Source organism: Mycobacterium sp. IDUB_3, assembly GCF_055419585.1.
Window position 1 is genome coordinate 1950489 of the sequence record NZ_JBVAXZ010000001.1, and the last position, 18433, is coordinate 1968921.

At 66.8% G+C, this 18433-nt stretch carries 17 protein-coding genes; 4 read left to right on the plus strand and 13 right to left on the minus strand.

Going from position 1 to position 18433, the window contains the following annotated elements:
- Positions 1 to 726, minus strand: coding sequence for a lysostaphin resistance A-like protein (locus ACZYVJ_RS08485; protein WP_463830595.1), 726 nt, complete (start codon positions 724 to 726; stop codon positions 1 to 3).
- Positions 723 to 1871 (minus strand): NAD(P)H-binding protein, encoded by a 1149-nt coding sequence (locus ACZYVJ_RS08490; protein WP_463830596.1) that lies wholly within the window; start codon positions 1869 to 1871, stop codon positions 723 to 725. The genes ACZYVJ_RS08485 and ACZYVJ_RS08490 overlap by 4 nt, the downstream gene beginning before the upstream one ends.
- Before the next feature lie 164 nt (positions 1872 to 2035).
- Between ACZYVJ_RS08490 and ACZYVJ_RS08495 the strand changes: the two genes are divergently transcribed.
- The 3 genes from ACZYVJ_RS08495 to ACZYVJ_RS08505 are packed head-to-tail and all read left to right on the plus strand — an operon-like array spanning position 2036 to position 4640.
- Positions 2036 to 3106 carry a type III polyketide synthase gene (locus tag ACZYVJ_RS08495; RefSeq protein ID WP_463830597.1) on the plus strand — a complete coding sequence of 357 codons (1071 nt, stop codon included), beginning with the start codon at positions 2036 to 2038 and terminating at the stop codon, positions 3104 to 3106.
- Positions 3107 to 3126: 20 nt separating this feature from the next.
- Entirely contained in the window at positions 3127 to 3627 is a 501-nt protein-coding gene (locus tag ACZYVJ_RS08500; RefSeq protein ID WP_463830598.1) for an isoprenylcysteine carboxyl methyltransferase family protein, read from the plus strand.
- Positions 3624 to 4640, plus strand: a complete 1017-nt coding sequence (locus ACZYVJ_RS08505; RefSeq protein WP_463830599.1) for an NAD(P)/FAD-dependent oxidoreductase — start codon at positions 3624 to 3626, stop codon at positions 4638 to 4640. Before ACZYVJ_RS08500 ends, ACZYVJ_RS08505 begins: the two co-directional genes overlap by 4 nt.
- A gap of 52 nt (positions 4641 to 4692) precedes the next feature.
- Here ACZYVJ_RS08505 and ACZYVJ_RS08510 read toward each other — a convergent pair whose 3' ends face one another.
- Positions 4693 to 5484, minus strand: coding sequence for a crotonase/enoyl-CoA hydratase family protein (locus ACZYVJ_RS08510; protein WP_463830600.1), 792 nt, complete (start codon positions 5482 to 5484; stop codon positions 4693 to 4695).
- Positions 5481 to 6629: a thiolase family protein gene (locus ACZYVJ_RS08515; protein ID WP_463830601.1), complete on the minus strand. Its 1149-nt coding sequence runs from the start codon at positions 6627 to 6629 to the stop codon at positions 5481 to 5483. The genes ACZYVJ_RS08510 and ACZYVJ_RS08515 overlap by 4 nt, the downstream gene beginning before the upstream one ends.
- Positions 6630 to 6895: 266 nt before the next feature.
- Between ACZYVJ_RS08515 and ACZYVJ_RS08520 the strand changes: the two genes are divergently transcribed.
- Entirely contained in the window at positions 6896 to 8320 is a 1425-nt protein-coding gene (locus ACZYVJ_RS08520) for a WS/DGAT/MGAT family O-acyltransferase (protein WP_463830602.1), read from the plus strand.
- Between the two features lie 11 nt (positions 8321 to 8331).
- Here the strand turns inward: ACZYVJ_RS08520 and ACZYVJ_RS08525 are convergent, their stop codons facing one another.
- The 9 genes from ACZYVJ_RS08525 to ACZYVJ_RS08565 form a co-directional block, all read right to left on the minus strand.
- Positions 8332 to 9123, minus strand: coding sequence for a lysophospholipid acyltransferase family protein (locus ACZYVJ_RS08525; RefSeq protein WP_463830603.1), 792 nt, complete (start codon positions 9121 to 9123; stop codon positions 8332 to 8334).
- Positions 9120 to 10388, minus strand: coding sequence for a cytochrome P450 (locus tag ACZYVJ_RS08530; RefSeq protein ID WP_463830604.1), 1269 nt, complete (start codon positions 10386 to 10388; stop codon positions 9120 to 9122). The genes ACZYVJ_RS08525 and ACZYVJ_RS08530 overlap by 4 nt, the downstream gene beginning before the upstream one ends.
- Positions 10389 to 10655: 267 nt before the next feature.
- Complete coding sequence (locus ACZYVJ_RS08535; RefSeq protein ID WP_463832906.1) at positions 10656 to 11291, minus strand: maleylpyruvate isomerase family mycothiol-dependent enzyme; 636 nt, start codon at positions 11289 to 11291, stop codon at positions 10656 to 10658.
- A gap of 97 nt (positions 11292 to 11388) precedes the next feature.
- Entirely contained in the window at positions 11389 to 12873 is a 1485-nt protein-coding gene (locus tag ACZYVJ_RS08540) for an aldehyde dehydrogenase family protein (RefSeq protein ID WP_463830605.1), read from the minus strand.
- A 114-nt stretch (positions 12874 to 12987) separates the two neighbouring features.
- A complete protein-coding gene (locus tag ACZYVJ_RS08545; protein ID WP_463830606.1) occupies positions 12988 to 14202 on the minus strand; it encodes a cytochrome P450 in 1215 nt (404 codons plus the stop codon).
- A 10-nt stretch (positions 14203 to 14212) separates the two neighbouring features.
- On the minus strand, positions 14213 to 15229 hold the full coding sequence (locus tag ACZYVJ_RS08550; protein WP_463830607.1) for an SDR family NAD(P)-dependent oxidoreductase: 1017 nt from the start codon (positions 15227 to 15229) through the stop codon (positions 14213 to 14215).
- Entirely contained in the window at positions 15222 to 16364 is a 1143-nt protein-coding gene (locus tag ACZYVJ_RS08555) for a spirocyclase AveC family protein (RefSeq protein WP_463830608.1), read from the minus strand. Before ACZYVJ_RS08555 ends, ACZYVJ_RS08550 begins: the two co-directional genes overlap by 8 nt.
- Positions 16364 to 17482, minus strand: a complete 1119-nt coding sequence (locus tag ACZYVJ_RS08560) for an ABC transporter substrate-binding protein (RefSeq protein WP_463830609.1) — start codon at positions 17480 to 17482, stop codon at positions 16364 to 16366. Before ACZYVJ_RS08560 ends, ACZYVJ_RS08555 begins: the two co-directional genes overlap by 1 nt.
- Positions 17483 to 17566: 84 nt before the next feature.
- Positions 17567 to 18433, minus strand: a complete 867-nt coding sequence (locus tag ACZYVJ_RS08565) for an AAA family ATPase (RefSeq protein ID WP_463830610.1) — start codon at positions 18431 to 18433, stop codon at positions 17567 to 17569.

Consider the following 18433-nt stretch of genomic DNA (forward strand, 5'->3'; position numbering starts at 1 on the left):
CTAGACCCCGAACATCGGGGGCAGCACCAGCACCATGATCAGTCCCCATACCAAGTGGGTGAGCACCGGCGCCAGGACACCGCCGGTGGCCCGGCGCTCGAACGCGCACACCGTTCCGAGGATGATCGCGGCGAAGCCGAGCATCGGGTTGCCACTGGCCAGCGTCGCGCACGTGTAGAGAACCGTCGAAATCACGACCGGGTGATAGCGGCCCAGGGCTGTGTAGAGCGCGCCGCGAAAGAACGCCTCTTCAGCGAAGCCGTTGATCAGCGTGATCGCCACGATCACCGGATACCACCCGTGGTGGGCGTAGAGCAGCACCTGGGTTATCAGCTCCGCCACCGGGGTGATCTGCCGGGCGATGAGTCCGCCCACGACGAACGCGCCGCCCACCAGCAGGCCGACGCCGGTGCCGGTGATGACCGGCCGCTGGTTGCGGCCGCGCCAGCAGATGCCGCCCAGGTGCAGCGGACCGGAGGCCAGCGCTCCGGCGGTCCACACCCCCGCGAGCACCAGGGTCAACCAGTAGAAGCTGGCCTCGCCTGGATTGCGCCGCAACGAATAGCCCAGCACCGCGGCGCCGATCACCAGCGTGATCGCGACGACGATGCGCCGGCGCCGCACGATGGCCGGCGATTCATTATGGGGCACAGCGACATTGGTGAGTGCACGGCGCAACTCGGTGAAGACGCCGGTCTGGTAAGGACTACTCGTCGACTGGGTCATGCTGGACGCACCTTCGGGGTCAGGGCGATCAGGATGTCGAGGCCGGTACGTACCGCTCCGGCCACCGGTCCGGGGACCCAGTTCACCAGACCCAGGGTCGGCCGCACGATGGAGGGGGTGACCCGCCGGGCGAGCCGGCGGATGCGCAGCGCGTCGCCGCCGGCCCAGGCGGGATCGGTGTTGGCGAGGTGGTGCGGATCGGCCAGGGCGTTGACGGGACGCGGCCGGTGCGTGGACTGGCCGGACAGGGCCAGGGCCATGGACTCGTCGATGCCGAGCAGGCCGCCGGGCGGGTCGGGAACCCGATCGCGCAAGCCGCTGGCCGATGCCACCATCGGGTGGTCCAGCGATTCGACCAGGTCGCCCGCCAGCCCCGGTGGCACCGGCAACGCGACGCCCGTGATCAGCGACGCCAGCGAGGTGTCGACCCTGCCGACCGGCAATCCGGTGTGCCAGCGGCCGGAGACACGCGCATACGCCTTGAGCAGGTCCCGGTAGGTCGTGGTGTCCGGGCCGGCGATGTCGTACGCCCCGGCGGGCACCAGGTCGCGATCGGCCGCGGCGACGAGATAGTGCAGGACATCGCGGATGGAGATCGGGTCGATCGGGTTGTCCATCCAGCGCGGGATCGGGATCAGCGGGAAACGGTCGCCGACGTAGCGCATCATCTCGAACGACGTCGAACCGGCACCGATGATGATCGCCGCTCCCAGCCACACCAGTTCGGGGCCGTCCGGGATGGTGAGCGCCTCGGCCACCTCGGCCCGGCTGGTCAAGTGCTCGGACAAGTCTTGTGCGGCGGGCACGAAGCCGCCCAGGTAGACGATGCGTGATACCCCGGCGTCGCGGGCCGCGGCCGCGAAGTTCGCCGCGGCGGTCTTGTCGACGTCGCGAAAACCGGGCTGACCGATCGCGTGCACCAGGTAATACGCCACGTCAACGGGGCCCACACCGGCGAACGCGGAGGCCAGCGACGCGGGGTCGGCGGCGTCCAATTCGACCGGTGTGACGTCGTGAATCCAGCCGAAACGCTTGAGGCGCGCCGGGTTTCGAGTCGCCGCCACCACCTCGTGCTGATCGGCCAGCAGCTCGGTGACCAGGCGTGATCCCACATAACCGGTGGCACCGGTGACCAGAGCCCGCATACCCCGACCCTAGCCGGACGACGCTGCACGCCGCTCGCGGCGTGTGGAGGAGTCGGGCAATTGCGCCGAGCGGCCCGGCCGCGCGGCGGGCGTTTGAACCGGCGACGCGGCGGCACCGTCACCCATATATGGACCATGGGGGAAGCCGTGAATTTGCCGGCTCGATGACAGTCTCGACAGGGTTTGCGCCGAAAAATCCGTCCATCGCCGGCGTCGCGGTGAAGTTTCCACCCAATCGCTATACCCAAAGTGAAGCCATCCGCGCGCTGACCGACATCGCCGGTCCGGACTTTCAGCGTTTCGCGCGCAGCAGCGGGGTCGAGTTCCGCAACACCGCGTTGCGGCTGCCGCGGTACCGCGAGCTCAGCGGATTCACCGAGGCCAACGACGCCTATCTCGAGGTCGCGATGGAGCTGGGCGAGCAGGCGCTGCTGGCCGCCCTGGACGAGGCCAAGGTCAGGGCGTCGGAGCTCGACATCGTGTTTTCGACGACGGTCACCGGGCTGGCCGTGCCGACATTGGAGGCGCGGCTCGCGACGCGAGTCGGGCTGCGGCCGGACGTCAAACGCGTCCCGCTGTTCGGGCTGGGCTGTGTGGCCGGTGCGGCCGGAGTGGCACGCATGCACGACTACCTGCGCGCTTTCCCCGACCAGACCGCCGCGCTGCTCGCGGTGGAACTGTGCTCGTTGACCGTTCAGCGCCAAGACAAGTCGGTCGCCAATCTCGTTGCCACCAGCCTTTTCGGCGACGGTGCGGCCGCGGTGATCACCGAGGGCGCCGACCGGGCGGGCCGGGAACACACCGGCCCCCGGGTGCTGGCGACGCGCAGCCGCATCTACCCCGACACCGAAGAGGTGATGGGCTGGAAGATCGGCGGTGACGGCTTCCGGATCGTGCTGTCCGCCGACGTGGCCACCATCGCCGACAAATACCTGGGCGACGACGTCCGCGACTTCCTCGCCGACCACGGGCTGACCCCCCGCGATGTGGCGACCTGGGTGTGCCATCCCGGCGGACCGCGGGTGATCGAGACCGTCGAGAGCGTCCTGGACCTCCCGGGGGACGCGCTCGACCACACGCGAAACTCGTTGCGCGACAACGGCAATCTGTCTTCGGTCTCGGTGCTCGACGTGCTCGCGGCCAACATGGCCGATCCGCCGCCAACGGGGTCGATCGGTCTGATGATCGCCATGGGCCCGGCGTTCTGTTCCGAGCTGGTGCTGCTGGCCTGGTAGAGCTGGTAAAGACTGTAGCCATGTATTACCTGCTGGTGCTGGCGGTCGGACTCGAGCGCGTCGCGGAGCTGGTGGTGTCCGCCCGCAATGCGCGTTGGTCGTTTACCAAGGGCGCCAAGGAGTTTGGCCGATCGCACTATCCGGTGATGGTGATCATCCACACCGGGCTCCTGGTCGGCTGCCTCGTCGAACCGTGGGCGCTGCACCGGCCGTTCATCGCATGGCTGGGCTGGCCGATGCTGGCGGTGGTGGTGGCCAGCCAGGTGTTGCGGTGGTGGTGCATCACGACGCTGGGACGGCGATGGAACACCCGGGTGATCGTTCTGCCGCAGGCGCCGTTGGTGCGTCAGGGTCCCTACCGCTGGCTGCACCACCCGAACTATGTTGCTGTTGTGGCTGAGGGTTTGGCGTTGCCGCTGGTCCACACGGCGTGGCTGACCGCCGCCGTTTTCACGCTGGCCAACGCCGCGCTGCTCAGGGTGCGCCTGCGGGTGGAGAACTCCGCGTTGGGTTACACGTGAGCGACTACGACGCGGACCTGTTGATCGTCGGTGGCGGCCCCGGCGGACTGGCCACGGCGTTACACGCTCGACGTCATGGACTTTCCGTGATCGTGGCCGAGCCGCGCGACGGCCCCATCGACAAGGCCTGCGGCGAGGGGTTGATGCCCGGCGGGCTGGCCGAACTGACCTCGCTGGGCGTCGATCCCGTCGGCATGCCTTTCCACGGGATCGCCTACGTGAGTGAACGACGGCGGGCCCAGGCGCGCTTTCACAGCGGGCCGGGACGCGGCGTGCGTCGCACCACGTTGCACGCGGCGCTAGGCGCGCGGGCCAAAGAGCAAGACACCGACTGGATCCGCACGCGGGTGACCAGCGTCGCGCAAGACGCCCACGGCGTCTCGGCCGCCGGTGTGCGCGCGAGATGGTTGGTGGCGGCGGACGGACTGCATTCCCAGGTCCGGCGCGCGGTCGGAATCACGGCGACGGCGGGGACACCGCGGCGCTACGGCGTGCGGTGGCATTACCGGGTGCCGGCATGGTCGGAATTCGTCGAGGTGTATTGGTCGCGCTGGGGCGAGGCGTACGTGACGCCGGTCGAGCCGGATCTGGTCGGTGTGGCGATCCTGTCGCGTGGCCGGCCCGAGCTGGCCTGGTTTCCACGGCTGGCCCGCCAGCTGCACGGCGCCGCGCCGGGCCAGCCCCGCGGCTGCGGCCCGCTTCGGCAGGTGGTCTCGCGCCGGGTCGCGGGGCGCGTGCTGCTGGTCGGCGACGCGGCCGGCTACGAGGACGCGCTCACCGGTGAGGGCATCAGCCTGGCGCTCAAACAGTCCGCCGCGGCCATCGACGCCATCGTCCACGAGACGCCCGCGTCATACGAGCAGGCGTGGCACCGGATCACCCGTGATTACCGGCTGCTCACCCGCGCGCTGGTGCTGGCCAGCACGCCGCGGGCGGTGCGGGGCGCCGTCGTCCCGACGTGCACGCTGTTACCCCCGCTGTTCGGCCGCGGCGTCAACATCCTGGCCGGCTAGTCCTGATGGTGGCGACCCGCTTCGCCCGGCTGCGCCGCGCTCGCGATCACCACTAGCGCGCCTTCCAGACCGGCTCCCGCTTCTCGGCGAACGCCAGCGGCCCTTCCTTGGCGTCCTCGGACTTGAGCAGGGCCTTCATCTCGCGCATGGTGCGCTCCCAGCCCGGCTCGTCACCGACGACGACGCCGTCGTCGACGCCGTAGGCGACCCGCTTGCTGGCCTGCACCGACAGCGGCGCGTTGACGGTGACCCGCTCGGCCAGCGCCAGCGCGGCGTCCAGCACCGAGCCCGCCGCGACGACCTCGTTGATCAGGCCCCATTCGCAGGCGGCGGCCGCGCTGAGCGGTTCGCCGGTCAGCAGCAGCCGCATCGCCACCTTGCGCGGTAGCTGCTCGGCGATGCGGAATACGCCACCGGCGGCGGCGATCAGCCCGCGCTTCACCTCGGGCAGGCCGAACTGCGCGCGTTCGTCGGCCACCACCAGGTCGCTGGCCAGCGCCAGCTCGGTGCCACCGCCCAGGGCGGTCCCGTTCACCGCCGCGATCGTCGGCTTGTCGATGAAGTGGTGGACGTATCCGGCGAAGCCCCACTCGGGATGGTCGGGGTGATAAAGGTTCTCTCGCCGGGCGATCGCCTTGAGGTCGGCGCCGGCGCAGAACGACTTGTCGCCCGCGCCGGTGACCACCACCGCCCGCACCTCGGGGTCGTGCTGCGCCTCTTCGAGCGCATCCCCAAGGCCGATGCTGACGGCGGCGTTCACCGCGTTGCGGGCCTCCGGCCGGTTGATGGTTATCACCATCACGTTGCCCCGGCGCTCGGCCAGGGCCCCCGGCTCCTGGGTCACAACAGTTCCACGATGGTGGCGTTGGCCTGGCCGCCACCCTCGCACATGGTCTGCAGGCCGTACTGAATTCCCTTGTCCCGCATGTGGTACAGCAGGGTGGTCATAATCCGGGCACCGGACCCACCCAGCGGGTGACCCAACGCGATGGCGCCGCCGTTGGGGTTGAGTTTCTTCTCGTCGGCGCCGATGTCCTTGAGCCAGGCCAGCGGAACCGGCGCGAACGCCTCATTCACCTCGTAGGCGCCGATGTCGCCGATGGACAGCCCCGAGCGCTTGAGCACCTTCTGGGTCGCCGGGATGGGCGCGGTCAGCATTATCACCGGGTCCGCGCCGGCCAGCGCCGCGGTATGCACCTTGGCGATCGGCTTGAGCCCGAGTTCCTTGGCCTTCTCGGCCGACATGAACAGCAGCGCCGCCGAGCCGTCGGAGATCTGCGACGAGTTGCCGGCGTGGATCACACCGTCTTCCTTGAACGCCGGCTTCAGCGAGGCCATCTTCTCCATCGGCGTGCCGCGGCGGATGCCTTCGTCCTTGAGCACCACGTTGCCGTCCTGGTCCTTGATGCCCACGATCTGGTCATCGAAGGCGCCGGCATCCTGTGCGGCAGCGGCCTTTTCGTGCGAATCGAGGGAGAACTGGTCGAGCGCGGTGCGGTCGAACCCCCACTGCTCGGCGATCATCTCCGCGCCGATGCCCTGGTTGGGGATCTGGCCCTCGTAGCGGTCCAGGAACGCCTGGGGGTACGGGCGCCCACCGTTGGCCAGCGATGCGCCCATCGGAGTCCGCGACATCGACTCGACGCCACCGGCGACGACGACGTCGTAGTGCCCGGCGATGACGCCGGCGGCCGCGAAGTGGATGGACTGCTGGCTGGAGCCGCACTGGCGGTCCACGGTCACGCCCGGGACGGTCTCGGGCCAGCCGGCGGTCAGCAGCGCGGTGCGGCCGATGTCGAGCGCCTGCTCACCCGCCTGCATGACGCAACCCCAGATGACGTCGTCGACCAGGCCCGGGTCGACGCCGGCCTTGTCGACCAGGCCGTTGAGCACCTGTGCGGACAGATCCGCCGGGTGCACCCCGGACAATCCGCCGTTGCGCTTGCCGATCGGTGAACGCACTGCCTCGACGATGACGGCTTCAGCCATGGTCTTGTCTCCTTTGACACGTGGACTTCGAAAGAGTGGAGTCTTGCGTCGATTGTCAACCAAGGGGTTGGGCGGGCGAAGCGCGGGGTGCCGTGGCGCCTTCGCGGCCCCGTCGACGGACGCCGAGGGACCATAGCGGAACCAGAGATTTGTTCGCCCATCTCGCGCGGATGTCACCATAATGGTGTCGGAGACCGCGTCATCCACCCGTCACCTGAGTCGGTGGCGCCGGCAGCGTCGCGGGTCCTCGGACAGATGGGGCAGGCGTGAAGCGGCTCAACGGCATGGACGCGATGCTGCTGTACAGCGAGACGCCGAACCTGCATACGCACACCCTGAAGATCGCGATCGTCGCCGACCCCGACTTCACCTTCGACGTCTTTCGCCGTACCCTGCTGCGCCGGCTGCATCTGCTGGACCCGTTGCGCTACAAGCTCGTTGACATTCCGTGGCGACTGCACCATCCGATGTGGTTGCAGAACTGCGACGTCGACCTCGACTACCATCTGCGGCGAGTGGAAGTGCCCGCCCCGGGCGGTCGACGCGAGCTCGACGCAGTGATCGGGAACATCGCCAGCACGCCGCTGGATCGGAGCCACCCGCTGTGGGAATTCCACATCGCCGAGGGAATGGCCGATCAGCGGCTGGCCGTCATCGGCAAGATTCACCACGCGCTGGCCGACGGTGTCGCATCGGCGAACCTGCTAACCCGCCTCATGGATGCCGACAGCACGGTGCAGGACGAACGCGACAACGACACCGGCTGCGTACCGCCGTCGACGGCGGAGCTGCTACGGGCCGCGGCGCGTGACCACATCCAGCAGGCCGTCGCGCTGCCGGGGGTGATCACCGAAGCGCTGTCCGGCGCGCGACGGCTGCGACGCCGCGCCCGCGAGCGGGGCAAGCAGCCAGACCTTGCCCGGCTCCTGCACGCGCCGGCGACATTCATGAACCACGTAGTCTCGCCGGGCAGAACGTTTGCGACCGCGACGCTCTCACTGCCACAGGTGAAACAGGTCGGCAAGAGCTTGCGGATCACCATCAACGATGTGGTGATGGCGATGACGGCGGGTGCACTACGAGAGTTGTTGTTGCGCTACGACGGTGGCGCGGACCGGCCGATCGTCGCTTCCGTTCCGGCCAGCACCGACCGCTCACCAAACCGGATCAGCGGCAACGAACTCGGCGGGATGGCGGTGTCACTGCCCACGCACATCGGCGATCCGCTGGAGCGGGTGCGACTGACGTCGGTGGCTACCACGATCGCCAAGGAAAACAACGAGCTGTTTGGTCCCGAGCTGTACGGCAGACTGATCAGCTACCTACCGTCGACCGCCGCTCCCGCCGCGTTCAAGTGGCTGGCCCGGCGCGACGCAAAAAACAGACTGTTCAACATCCCGGTTTCCAACGTGGCGGGGCCACGCCAGACCGGTCATCTGGCAGGCACACCGGTCAGCGAGATTTACTCGGCCGGCCCGTTGATCGCCGCGTGCGGCGTCAACATCACGGTGTGGAGCTACGTCAACCAACTCAACATCTCGGTCATTGCCGACGACCGCACCGTCGAGGATCCGCACGAGGTCACCACAGCCATGGTCCATGCATTTTCCGAGATCAGCGCCGCCGCAGGGCTTTCCGACGAGCCGGCGATGGTCGACGGCGCGATGCCCCCGGTAACGCTCAAACCCTGAGCACCGACGCGTTATCCGAGAACGGGGAAGCGTCGTTCGCGAGCCAGCCCGTCCAGGGCGTCCTGCATGGCCGAACGGACGTGTGCGTCAACGTCGGTGGCGTCTGGCGCGTCGCCGAATTGGGCGGCGACGTCGATGGGCTCCAGGACTTCGCTGACGATCTTGGTCGGCAACGGCAGGTTGGGCGGCAGGATCATGCTGAGCCCGAAGGGAAAGCCCCACGTGATGGGGAGAATGTCGGACCGCCACCGCGACAGGCCCAACCGCTTCGCCAGACACGTTCCGCGGGTGAGGAACAACTGGCTTTCCTGGCCACCGATGGAGACCAGCGGCACGATCGGCACGCGCGCATCGATCGCCGATCTGATATATCCGGTCCGGCCATTGAAGTCAATGACGTTCTCCGCCAGCGTCGGTCGGTAGGCGTCGTAGATCCCGCCCGGGAACACCAGCACCACACCGCCGGACCGCAGCGCCTGCGCGGCATTTTTCGAGGTGGCGCGAATGACCCCGAGGCGGCCCAACCATCCCGACATCGGCCCGACGAACATCCCGTCGTGCCCGAGCGTGTACAGCGGACGCCCGTAGCCGAACCTGCGGTAGAAGGCCGCGGCGAAGATCAGCACGTCCGGCGTGAGAATGCCGCCCGAGTGGTTGCCGACGATCAGGGCACCGCCGTTGGACGGCAGCGATTCCAGCCCACGCACGTCGAAGCGAAACCAGGCCCGTGCCAAAGGTTCTGCCGCGCCGACCAAGCGCTCGGTGAAGCCGGGATCCCACTCGCGGGTTTCGCGGTCACTCACGAAATCGGGGTGAACTCGAGGTGCAACTCGGACAGACCCCGCATCTGCCACGTCGGGTCGTAGGTGTAGCGGCGGGCGTCCGGCGGCCCGTGCTCGGCCTCTGTGATGGCGATGTCCGCCATCCGGTCGAGTATGCGGTTCAGCGAAATTCGCCCCTCCGCGCGGGCCAGCGGTGCGCCCGGGCAAGAGTGATTGCCGCGGCCGAAGGCCACATGCTCACGCACGTTCGGCCGGTCGATGCGGAACTCATCGGGCTGCTCGAACTTTCGTGCATCCCGGTTGCTCGCGCCGGGCAGCAGCATCATCGTGCTGCCCGCCGGGATGTCGGTGTCACCGATCGAGGTCGTCGTGCGGGCCATCCGGAAGTGACACTTGACCGGACTCTCCATGCGCAGCGTCTCTTCGACGAAATTCGGTATCCGGCTGCGGTCTTCGCGGAGCAGCTTCTGCAACTCCGGGATCTCGGCGAGCGTGCGGACCCCGAAGCTGAGCAGCTTGGTCGTGGTCTCCTGGCCGGCCGCGAACAGGAAGGTCGCCAACCGGACCACGTCGATGACCTCGGGAGTGGAGCCGTCGGGGTACTTCGCCTGGGCCAGCTCGGTCAACACATCTTCGCGTGGCTGCCGGCGCCGTTCGGTGATGTGGGTGGTGAACTTCTCGTCGAGATATTCCAGCGGATTGTGCGCGCGCGTCACCGAGTCGTCCTCGACCCCACCGGAGAACTTGCCCGAGAACACATTCCGAAACTCTTCGTGATCCTCGACGGGAACTCCCAAGAGGTCGGCGATCACCAACCCGGAGAACGGCCGCGCATAGTCGTCGAGGAATTCGCAACTCCCGCGGGACAAGAACTCGTCGAGCTGCTGATCGGCGAGCCGCCACATGAAGTCTTCATTTTCCTTGAGCCGCTTGGGCGTCAGTAGGCGGCTGAGCAGACCCCGCGTCCGGGCATGCTCCGGTGGATCTTGAGTCACGATGTGTTCGCTCATCGGGATCTGCGAGCGATGTTGTTCGATCAGGTTGCCGATGTCGTCGCCCTCGGGTACGAACGGCAACCCCGAAAACGGCCCTGCGACCGAGACACACGACGAGAAAGCCGGATCTTTGTAGACGGCGAGCGCCTCGGAGTGTCCCGTTACCGCCATGACGCCCTGATCCGGTTGGGGCAACACCGGGCAGCGCGCGCGCAGATGATCGAAGTAGGGGTACGGGTCCGGAATCAGGGACACGTCAGTGAAGAAATCAACCGATTCGAATTCGCTCAACAGGACTCCTAGGATCCACGTAACCGCCCCACCAACTTCGGCCCGGGCGACGCAACCTCTCCTGCCAATCTAGAGCTGAACAAATATTAGGTCAAGCTGAGCGCACACATGGTGGTCGCGCGATCGCCCGTAGCCCTGAACGCGGGCACCGCATCAGCCCAGGCAGTTTGACGCCAACTCTTCGGCGGTCACCCGTAATCCATTTCTGCTGGGCCGACAGCTCATATGGTCCCCGGATGTGAGCACTCCTGCACCCGGGGCAAGGCTCTACCCTGACAATCGCTGGAGAATCCGTGGCAGGCCCGGCCCGTCGAGCATGTGCAGGAGCGCGGTGCGTCCGGCGACAGTCATCATTAGGGCAGCCACCGGTCCGTGAATTTCCGCACCGCTCCCCCACACTTGGCCAAGGTCAATGGCACGCAGGCTGATCCCACGCAGTCGCCCGAGAGGAACGAAGGCGAACGGCCACCGGCCGGTCAAGAAGTCCATGGCCAACGCCGCTCGCTGCGGGTCGGGCTGGAAGGGCAACCCGAGAGGGATCCGGATGTCGCCGCTGTGCACCAAGACATCCGCCAGAGGGTCCAACGGACCGAGTAGCGGCGGGTCGATCTGGCGATCCGCGCATTGACGCAAACTTGCGACGATCTCGGCAGCCGGCAATTGAGCACGACGGCGCGCCAACTCGTCGATCGCGCGCGCCATGCTCCCGCGACGTAGCGCGAGCCGCAGGAATGCGGCGGTGCCGTCGGTGGCGGTACTGACAGCGTGAGCGGCCACCGTCTTGACGTCCCAGCCCGCACAAAGGCTCGGCGTCGCCAACTGCGCGGCGTCCAATGTGTCTAGCAGGCCTGCAATGCGGCGTCGCTCGTCGGCGACGGCCGCGAAAACGAACGCGCGGTCTATCGGCATCGCTCGAAGCCGTTGGTTCACAGCATCTTACGACGGCTCAGCCAGCCGGATGGATTGAACAGCACCGGAAGCCAAGCCTTCGCCCGATCCGTTATCCGGCGGGGTAGGCCACCGACTTGATCTCGGTGTACTGGTCGAATCCAGCGATACCGTTCTGGCGCCCCACACCGCTTTCCTTATAGCCGCCGAACGGTGTGTCGGCGCCGTACGGGGCGCCGCCGTTGACGCCCATGAAGCCGGCCTTGATCCGGCGGGTCACCGACAGCGCACGTTCGAGTGAACCCGCAAACACGTTGCCGGCCAACCCGTACACGCTGTCGTTGGCGATCCGGATCGCGTCCTCCTCGTCTTCGAAGGGGATGACCGACAGCACCGGGCCGAAGATCTCCTCCTGCGCGATGGTCATCTTGTTGTCGACATTCGTGAAAAGCGTTGGCCTGATGAAATATCCCTTGTCGAAACCGGTTTCCGCACCGGGTCCGCCGACCAGCGCCGTGGCGCCCTCTTCGACGCCCTTCTTGATGTAGTCCGTCACGCGGTCGAACTGGCGTTGCGAGATCACCGGCCCACACAGCGTTCCGGGGTCCTGCGGGTCGCCGCAGGTGACGTTCTCGTAGAGGTTCTTGAGGATCTCGACGCCCTCGTCGTAGCGGGACCGCGGCAGCAGCAGCCGCGTCGGGTTGGCGCAGCCCTGACCGGCGTGCATGCACGGTGCGATGCCGACCATGCACGCCGTCCCGAAGTCGGCGTCCTCCAGCACGATGGTGGCCGACTTGCCGCCGAGTTCCAGGAACAGCCGCTTCATTGTCGCGGCACCCTTTTCCATGATCCGTTTGCCGACCACCGTCGAGCCGGTGAACGAGATCAGGTCGACCTTGGGCGACAGCGTGAGCTCCTCGCCCACGAAGTGGTCCGACGCGGTGACGACGTTGACGACGCCCGCGGGGATGTCGGTCTTCTCGGCGATCAGGCGGCCGAGCCGGTTCGCGTTGAACGGGGTGTTGGGCGCCGGCTTGAGGACCACGGTGTTACCGGTGCCCAGCGCCTGGCCGAGCTTGTTGAGGGTGACCTCGAACGGGAAGTTCCACGGCACGATCGCACCGACCACGCCCACCGGTTCCCGCCACACCTTGCGGGTGGTCAGCGTGCCGGTCAGGCTGATCACCTTGTCGCCCAGGTCGGTTTCCCACGCGTACTCGTCGATGAGCCGAGCAGGGTACTTCAGCCCATCTTCCAGCGGGGCGTCCAGCTGAGGCCCGAACGTGATGGCACGCGGCGAGCCGACCTCGAGGATCAGCTCTTCGCGCAGCTCGTCGATCTCGGATTCGATCGCCTCGTGCAGCTGCAACAGGCAGCGCTTGCGCAGCTCCTTGTTGGTCGACCAGTCGGTCTCGTCGAAGGCGCGCCGGGCCGCGTCGATGGCCCGGTGCATGTCCTCCTTCGAGGCATCGGCGACCTCGCCGAGCGACTCTTCGGTCGCCGGGTTGATGTTCGTGAAGGTGCCGGCCTGCCCGTCGACGAGCTTGCCGTCGATCATCATCTTCGGCTCGAAGCGGACCTTTACAGCCTCAGTCATATCTGTCACTCTCTTCTGACTCGTTAACGGGGCGTCCCGCAGAGCGCTGATTGCCCTACGGGGAGCCTTACTGGAAACTAGCCGATTGGCAAGTGGAGGCTCGGGTGGGGCCGGTTATTGGGGGTCGAACAGCACCGGGACCGACGTCGGTGACCGGAAGACCTGGCCGCGAATATGCGGGTCGGCGCCCTCGGGGTCCAGCCGCAGGTTCGGCAACCGGTCCAGCAGAAGGTTGATGGCGGTGCGCATCTCGAGCCGCGCCAGGTGCATGCCCAGGCAGACGTGCACACCGTGCCCCCAGCCCAGGTGGCTCTTGGGCGAGCGGAAGATGTCGAACGAGTCCGGTTCGGGGTAACGGTCTTCCTGCCGGTTGGCGGCGCCCAGCATCGGCATCACGCTCGACCCGGCCGGGATCGGCACCCCGCCGAGTTCGGTGTCGCGGGTGGCGACCCGGGTGATGGTCAACAGCGGCGGTTCCCACCGCACGCCCTCCTCGATGGCCTGCGGCAACAGGGAGCGGTCCGCGCGGATGGCGTCCAGCTGCTTGGGATCGGACAACAGCGCGAGCAGCAGGTTGCCCAGCGCGCGGTAGGTGGTCTCCACCCCGGCGGGCAGCAGCAGACGCAGGAACGAATAGATCTCTTCGTCCTCGAGCTTCTCGCCGTCGATCTCCGCCTCGGCCAGAGCGCTGATCAGATCGTCCTTGGGCTCGGCGCGCCGGGCCGCCAGGATCGGCGCGAAGTAGTCGCACAGCGCCGCCGACGCGGCAAGTCCGCGTTCTGGATTCAGGATCCAGCTCAGCAGCGAGATGGACCAGCGCTGAAACTGGGGGTAGTCCTCCTCGGGCAGGCCCAGCAGTCCGGCGATGATCTGACTGGGATAGTCGAAGGTGAATTCCTTGACCAGGTCGGCCTTGCCGTTGGCGGCGAACTTGTCGATCAGGCCATTGGCCACGCGTCCGACCAACTCGTCCTCCCAGCGCGCCAACGCCTTCTGCGAGAACGCCTTTGACACCAGTGACCGCAGCCGGCCGTGTATCGGCTCGTCCATGCCGAGCATGACGCGCTCCCCCAGCACGGGACCGAACGCCGCGATCACGGCCGCCGAGGAGAACGTTTCGTTGTCTCGCAGCATCTGCTGCGCTTCCTCGTGCCGGTAGACGATGAAGACGGGCTTGGATTCCTCATGGGGCATCCCGGAGGTGTCCAGGCGCTGAATCGGTTCCTCGCGACGCAGCCGGGCCAATTCGGTGTACGGGTCGCGCACGTCCCCGGAGACCGCATCGTCGAACGCGCCGAAGTCTTCTAGATCGTCGAAAAGTTGTTCCATGATTGCCCCTTTAATCCTCTTGCGGTGCCGCATTTTTCTGCGACGAGAACCGCCCCGCCACCGCGGCCAAGCGCTGCAGTATCGGTTGCGGAAGAACACGGGCGACGAAGACCATCGCCTTTTGACTTGTTGTCAACGGCCAAGCGCCACCGCGCATCGACCCCTGCCGGGGTATCCCCAGCACGATCCGCGACATGTGGTGCATGCCAGAAGCCGGCAGGATCCTGTTGGCCACCAACAGCATCGAGGCGTCCGGCCCGATTCCCCGGCGGCGGAATGCTCCCCGGTCCTCGATCGCCTTGAGCAGGCCGTCGGTGAACCGCTCCGGTGGCCGCGCCATTTTCATCGCGAAGCGCCCGCGGCCGTTCATGGTGTTGTGCAGCCGGGCGTACGGGCCGCCGAAGTTGCGGTTATCGGTGGTGCCCGCGTCGGTGATGATGTCGGTGTCATATGTGCCGGCCACCAGAACCGTGACACCAAGACCGAACGGCGCGATCTCGCACGCCATCGATTCCCCCCACCGCTCCAGCGCTCCCTTGGCCGCCGAGTACGGCGCGGTGGCCGGCTGGCCCCGCACCCCCGCCGCGCTGGACACCAGGACGATGCGTCCCCGGCCCGCCGCCCGCATCGACGGCAGCAGTGCCTGGGTGAGCAACACGGGGCCCAGGACGCTGGTGGCGAACATGCGCTGCCACAACGCAGCGTCGGTCTCCTCCACCATTCCGGCGGCCGAGATTCCCGCGTTGTGCACCAGAGCGAAGGGTGCGCCCACGGCTTCTTCGATTGTCTTGGCCGCCGCGGCGATCGACGCGCTGTCGATCAGGTCGAGCTGGACGCCGATCAACCGTTCGTCGCCGGGGGCCGGCAACCCCAGTTCCTGAATAGCCCGGCGCAGCAACGGCATTCCCTGGTCGGGAGTGCGCATGGCCGCGACGACACGCCACCCCTCCCGGTACATCCGTACCGCCGAAGCGAAGCCGAGTCCGCGGGACGCACCGGTGATGACGATCGTGCGCGGCTCAGCCATGCTGGCCCGCCGTCGCACACGCGCCTTCACCCGGCGGCGGAGGATCGACATGCGGCCGTCCGTTGGGCTCCCCGCTCGCCCAGGTTGACCAGATGCCGACCGAATACGGACCCTGGGCGCCCGCCTTCTCGTAATACCCTTGCGGGTCATACACTTTCGCCTCTGGATACGGCCACGGGCACGCCACCGAGGTGGCGGCGTGGCTGACCTTGATGACCCAGAACCAGCCGCCGTAGGCGAAGTAGGACACGTTGATGATGATGAACATCACCAGGAACGTGCCCAGCACGGGTCGCGACGGGAACAACTTTGCTTTTGCAGCAAGCTTTTCCGCCACCGACTTGCCCGTATCGTCGCGATAGCACAGGATCGCGGCCGGCACCATCACGAAGCACACCGAGAACGATTCCCAGATCAGCGGGAACTGGAAGGTGGTGCCGGTGAACACCGATCCCCACGGGATCACCTGCGAGTAGATGTACATGCCCCAGTGGATGAGGATGTTTTCCAGGAAGGCATCGAAAATGAACCCGATCACCAGCGTGATCAGACCCAGGCTGACCAAAGGATGCCGCGATACATAGCTGGTGGGCCCGTATTTTGCCTGCAGTCTGCGCAGTAGCCAGACCGCCGGGAAGTAAGGGCCGAAGTAGAACATCACGTAACCGAAGACCACGAACGGTTCCACCGTCGGCGACAACGACACCAGCGGCCAGGATTCCGGCCAGTGAACGAGGTCGGGGTTGTAGACCGCGAACGGTGACCAGTTCATGATCGGGTCCTGCCACACGATCAGTGTGGTGCACAGGAACATCAACATCACCGGGCTGCCGGGATTGCGGCGCCAGCCCCGGATGAACACGATCAACAGCACGATGAGCGCCACCACCGTGGCCCAGTCCAGGAACCCGATGTAGTCCAGCCCGAACGTGAACTTCACCGGCCGCGGCCGGCCCTGCACGTTCGGGTTCGCTACGCGGGGGTCAAGGGCCACACGGCAATTCGCAATGAAGAACAGCGCGAAGGCGGCCAGCGTCGCGCCGGCGATCCAACCGCCCCAGCTGCGCTTGCCATTTCGTCGCGGGACGGCCGGTTCCTCCTGCGCGGCAGGCGGCGTGGATTGTTCCGTGGACATCAGTCTTCCTCTCCGAACCGATCCACCAGGTGCGAGTTGATGCCGTCGGCGTCGAGGGTGCGCGCCACCAGGTAGCCGGCACCCATCCAGGCCCGGCGAGTCCATTTGCCGAACGACACTCGGGTCCCGGGCGCGCCGGAGGCGGCGGGCAACATCTTGACCCGTTCCAAAGCCTCTTTGACGCCCCGAGGGCTCAACGGATGTGCGTCGGTGAACCCACGCACGAGCGTGGCGGCGACATCGCGGTTGACCACGGTCACGCAGAACTCGGGGCGACTGCCGTTGTACTTCTTCGCGTAACTGTCGAGGAAGTCTTGGCCGATCCGGTTCGCCTCGTCGTACTGGTCGACACCGATCCAGCCCATGAACGCGTTCCACATGATCGGGTTGACCCAGGCGTTCTGCCACGCCGTCGTGGTGAAGCGGGGCGGGTCCCAGCCGAGGGACTCGAGCGCCGGATTGATGAAGACGATTCCGAAGCCGAAGCCCAGGTGCACGATCGCCTCGGCCTTTGCCTCACGCAGCGTCTGCACCGCAGCGTTGATGTCCTGAGCCGTCTGGGCGATGGCAACTTCCGCCACGATGCGAATGCCCTTGCGCCGACAGGCGCTTCGCAGGTTCTTCAGGTAGCTCTCACCGATGAGGCTCTGCTCGACCAGGACGCCGATCTCGGCAAGTCCTCGTTTGGCGATGAGGTCGGCCAGGAAGATCGGCTCATCGGTCATCGATCCCTGTGGGAATGCGAAGGTCCACTCACCTAGCCAGTCATCGGTGCCGGTCACGCTGATCGCGGGCACCTTGAACCGTTCCTCGATCGCTTCTCGCAACGGCACGCAGTTATCTGTGATGTTCGGGCCGAAAACCACCAGGCAGCCCTCATCGACCAGTTCGCCATATGCATCGATCACCGCCTTGACCGAACCCTTGGGCAGTCCCTCGACCTCGCGATAAATCATCTGCACGGGGCGGTCCATCAGGCCCTGGGCGACAGCCTCTTCGAAGATGAGGTCGAAAGTCTGGGTGAACGAGGCGAACAGGTCTTCGGGAAACCCAGGCGGAAGCGTGAAGTCCATCAGGTAGCCGACCTTGATCGGCTCTGCGCTGCTCTCGTAGGACATCCGACCTCCCAGGTGACTTGATTGCGCGCGCCCGTCCGAAAAACCTAATATTTGTTCAGACCCTAGCCGGGGCGGTATGCAGCGTCAATCGTCGGACCCGCCAGACCCGTCCGAACCGAGGTAGATCTGGATCATTTCGCCCAGCGCCTTGCCCACCGCGACGTCGTCGGTCAGCGGGCCCGCGATGGCGGCCTGGGCCGCCTCTCGCATGCTCAGGCCCTCGGCGACCAGCCTGCCCGCGGCGATCAGCACCCGCGTCGACGCCACCTCGCGCAGCCCGCCGGTTTCCAGCCGGCGGATGGCCTGCCCAAACCGGACCAGCTCGGCCGCGGTGGCCCCGTTCACGCCCGCCTCGTGCGCGACGATGCCCTCTTCGATATCGGCTGTGGGGAAACCGAATTCGATGGCCACCATCCGCTGTCGGGTCGAATCCTTCAGATCCTTCAGCACACTTTGATAACCGGGGTTGTAGGACACCACCAAGCCGAATCCGGGCGCCGCGTCCAGCGTGACGCCGAGCCGCTCGATGGGAAGCTGTCGCCGGTGGTCGGCCAGCGGATGCAGCACCACGGTGGTGTCCTGCCGGGCTTCCACCACCTCGTCGAGATAGCAGATCGCGCCTTCACGCACCGCCCGAGTCAGCGGGCCGTCCACCCAGACCGTCTCGTCGCCACGCAGCAGGTATCGGCCGACCAGGTCCGCCGTGGTGAGGTCGTCGTGGCAGGCGACGGTGATCAGCGGCCGCCCCAGGTCGTGGGCCATCGCCTCGACGAATCGGGTCTTTCCGCACCCCGTCGGACCCTTCAGAACCAGCGACAGGCCCTGGCGGTAGGCCGCCTTGAAGACCGCCTCTTCGCTGCCGACCGCTTGGTAGTAGGGCCGCACTTCTTCCTTCCCGTCCGCGTCGGACGGACCACCGCTGAAGTAAGCAAGCCCGGGCTCGTTGGCCAT

What these genes read in the sequence shown, in the direction of transcription:
- ACZYVJ_RS08485 (WP_463830595.1), bottom strand. Translation starts at nt 726, where the DNA reads ATGACCCAGTCGACGAGTAGTCCTTACCAGACCGGCGTCTTCACCGAG.
- ACZYVJ_RS08490 (WP_463830596.1), bottom strand. Translation starts at nt 1,871, where the DNA reads ATGCGGGCTCTGGTCACCGGTGCCACCGGTTATGTGGGATCACGCCTG.
- ACZYVJ_RS08495 (WP_463830597.1), top strand. Translation starts at nt 2,036, where the DNA reads ATGACAGTCTCGACAGGGTTTGCGCCGAAAAATCCGTCCATCGCCGGC.
- ACZYVJ_RS08500 (WP_463830598.1), top strand. Translation starts at nt 3,127, where the DNA reads ATGTATTACCTGCTGGTGCTGGCGGTCGGACTCGAGCGCGTCGCGGAG.
- ACZYVJ_RS08515 (WP_463830601.1), bottom strand. Translation starts at nt 6,629, where the DNA reads ATGGCTGAAGCCGTCATCGTCGAGGCAGTGCGTTCACCGATCGGCAAG.
- ACZYVJ_RS08540 (WP_463830605.1), bottom strand. Translation starts at nt 12,873, where the DNA reads ATGACTGAGGCTGTAAAGGTCCGCTTCGAGCCGAAGATGATGATCGAC.
- ACZYVJ_RS08545 (WP_463830606.1), bottom strand. Translation starts at nt 14,202, where the DNA reads ATGGAACAACTTTTCGACGATCTAGAAGACTTCGGCGCGTTCGACGAT.
- ACZYVJ_RS08550 (WP_463830607.1), bottom strand. Translation starts at nt 15,229, where the DNA reads ATGGCTGAGCCGCGCACGATCGTCATCACCGGTGCGTCCCGCGGACTC.
- ACZYVJ_RS08555 (WP_463830608.1), bottom strand. Translation starts at nt 16,364, where the DNA reads ATGTCCACGGAACAATCCACGCCGCCTGCCGCGCAGGAGGAACCGGCC.
- ACZYVJ_RS08560 (WP_463830609.1), bottom strand. Translation starts at nt 17,482, where the DNA reads ATGTCCTACGAGAGCAGCGCAGAGCCGATCAAGGTCGGCTACCTGATG.
- ACZYVJ_RS08565 (WP_463830610.1), bottom strand. Translation starts at nt 18,433, where the DNA reads ATGGCCAACGAGCCCGGGCTTGCTTACTTCAGCGGTGGTCCGTCCGAC.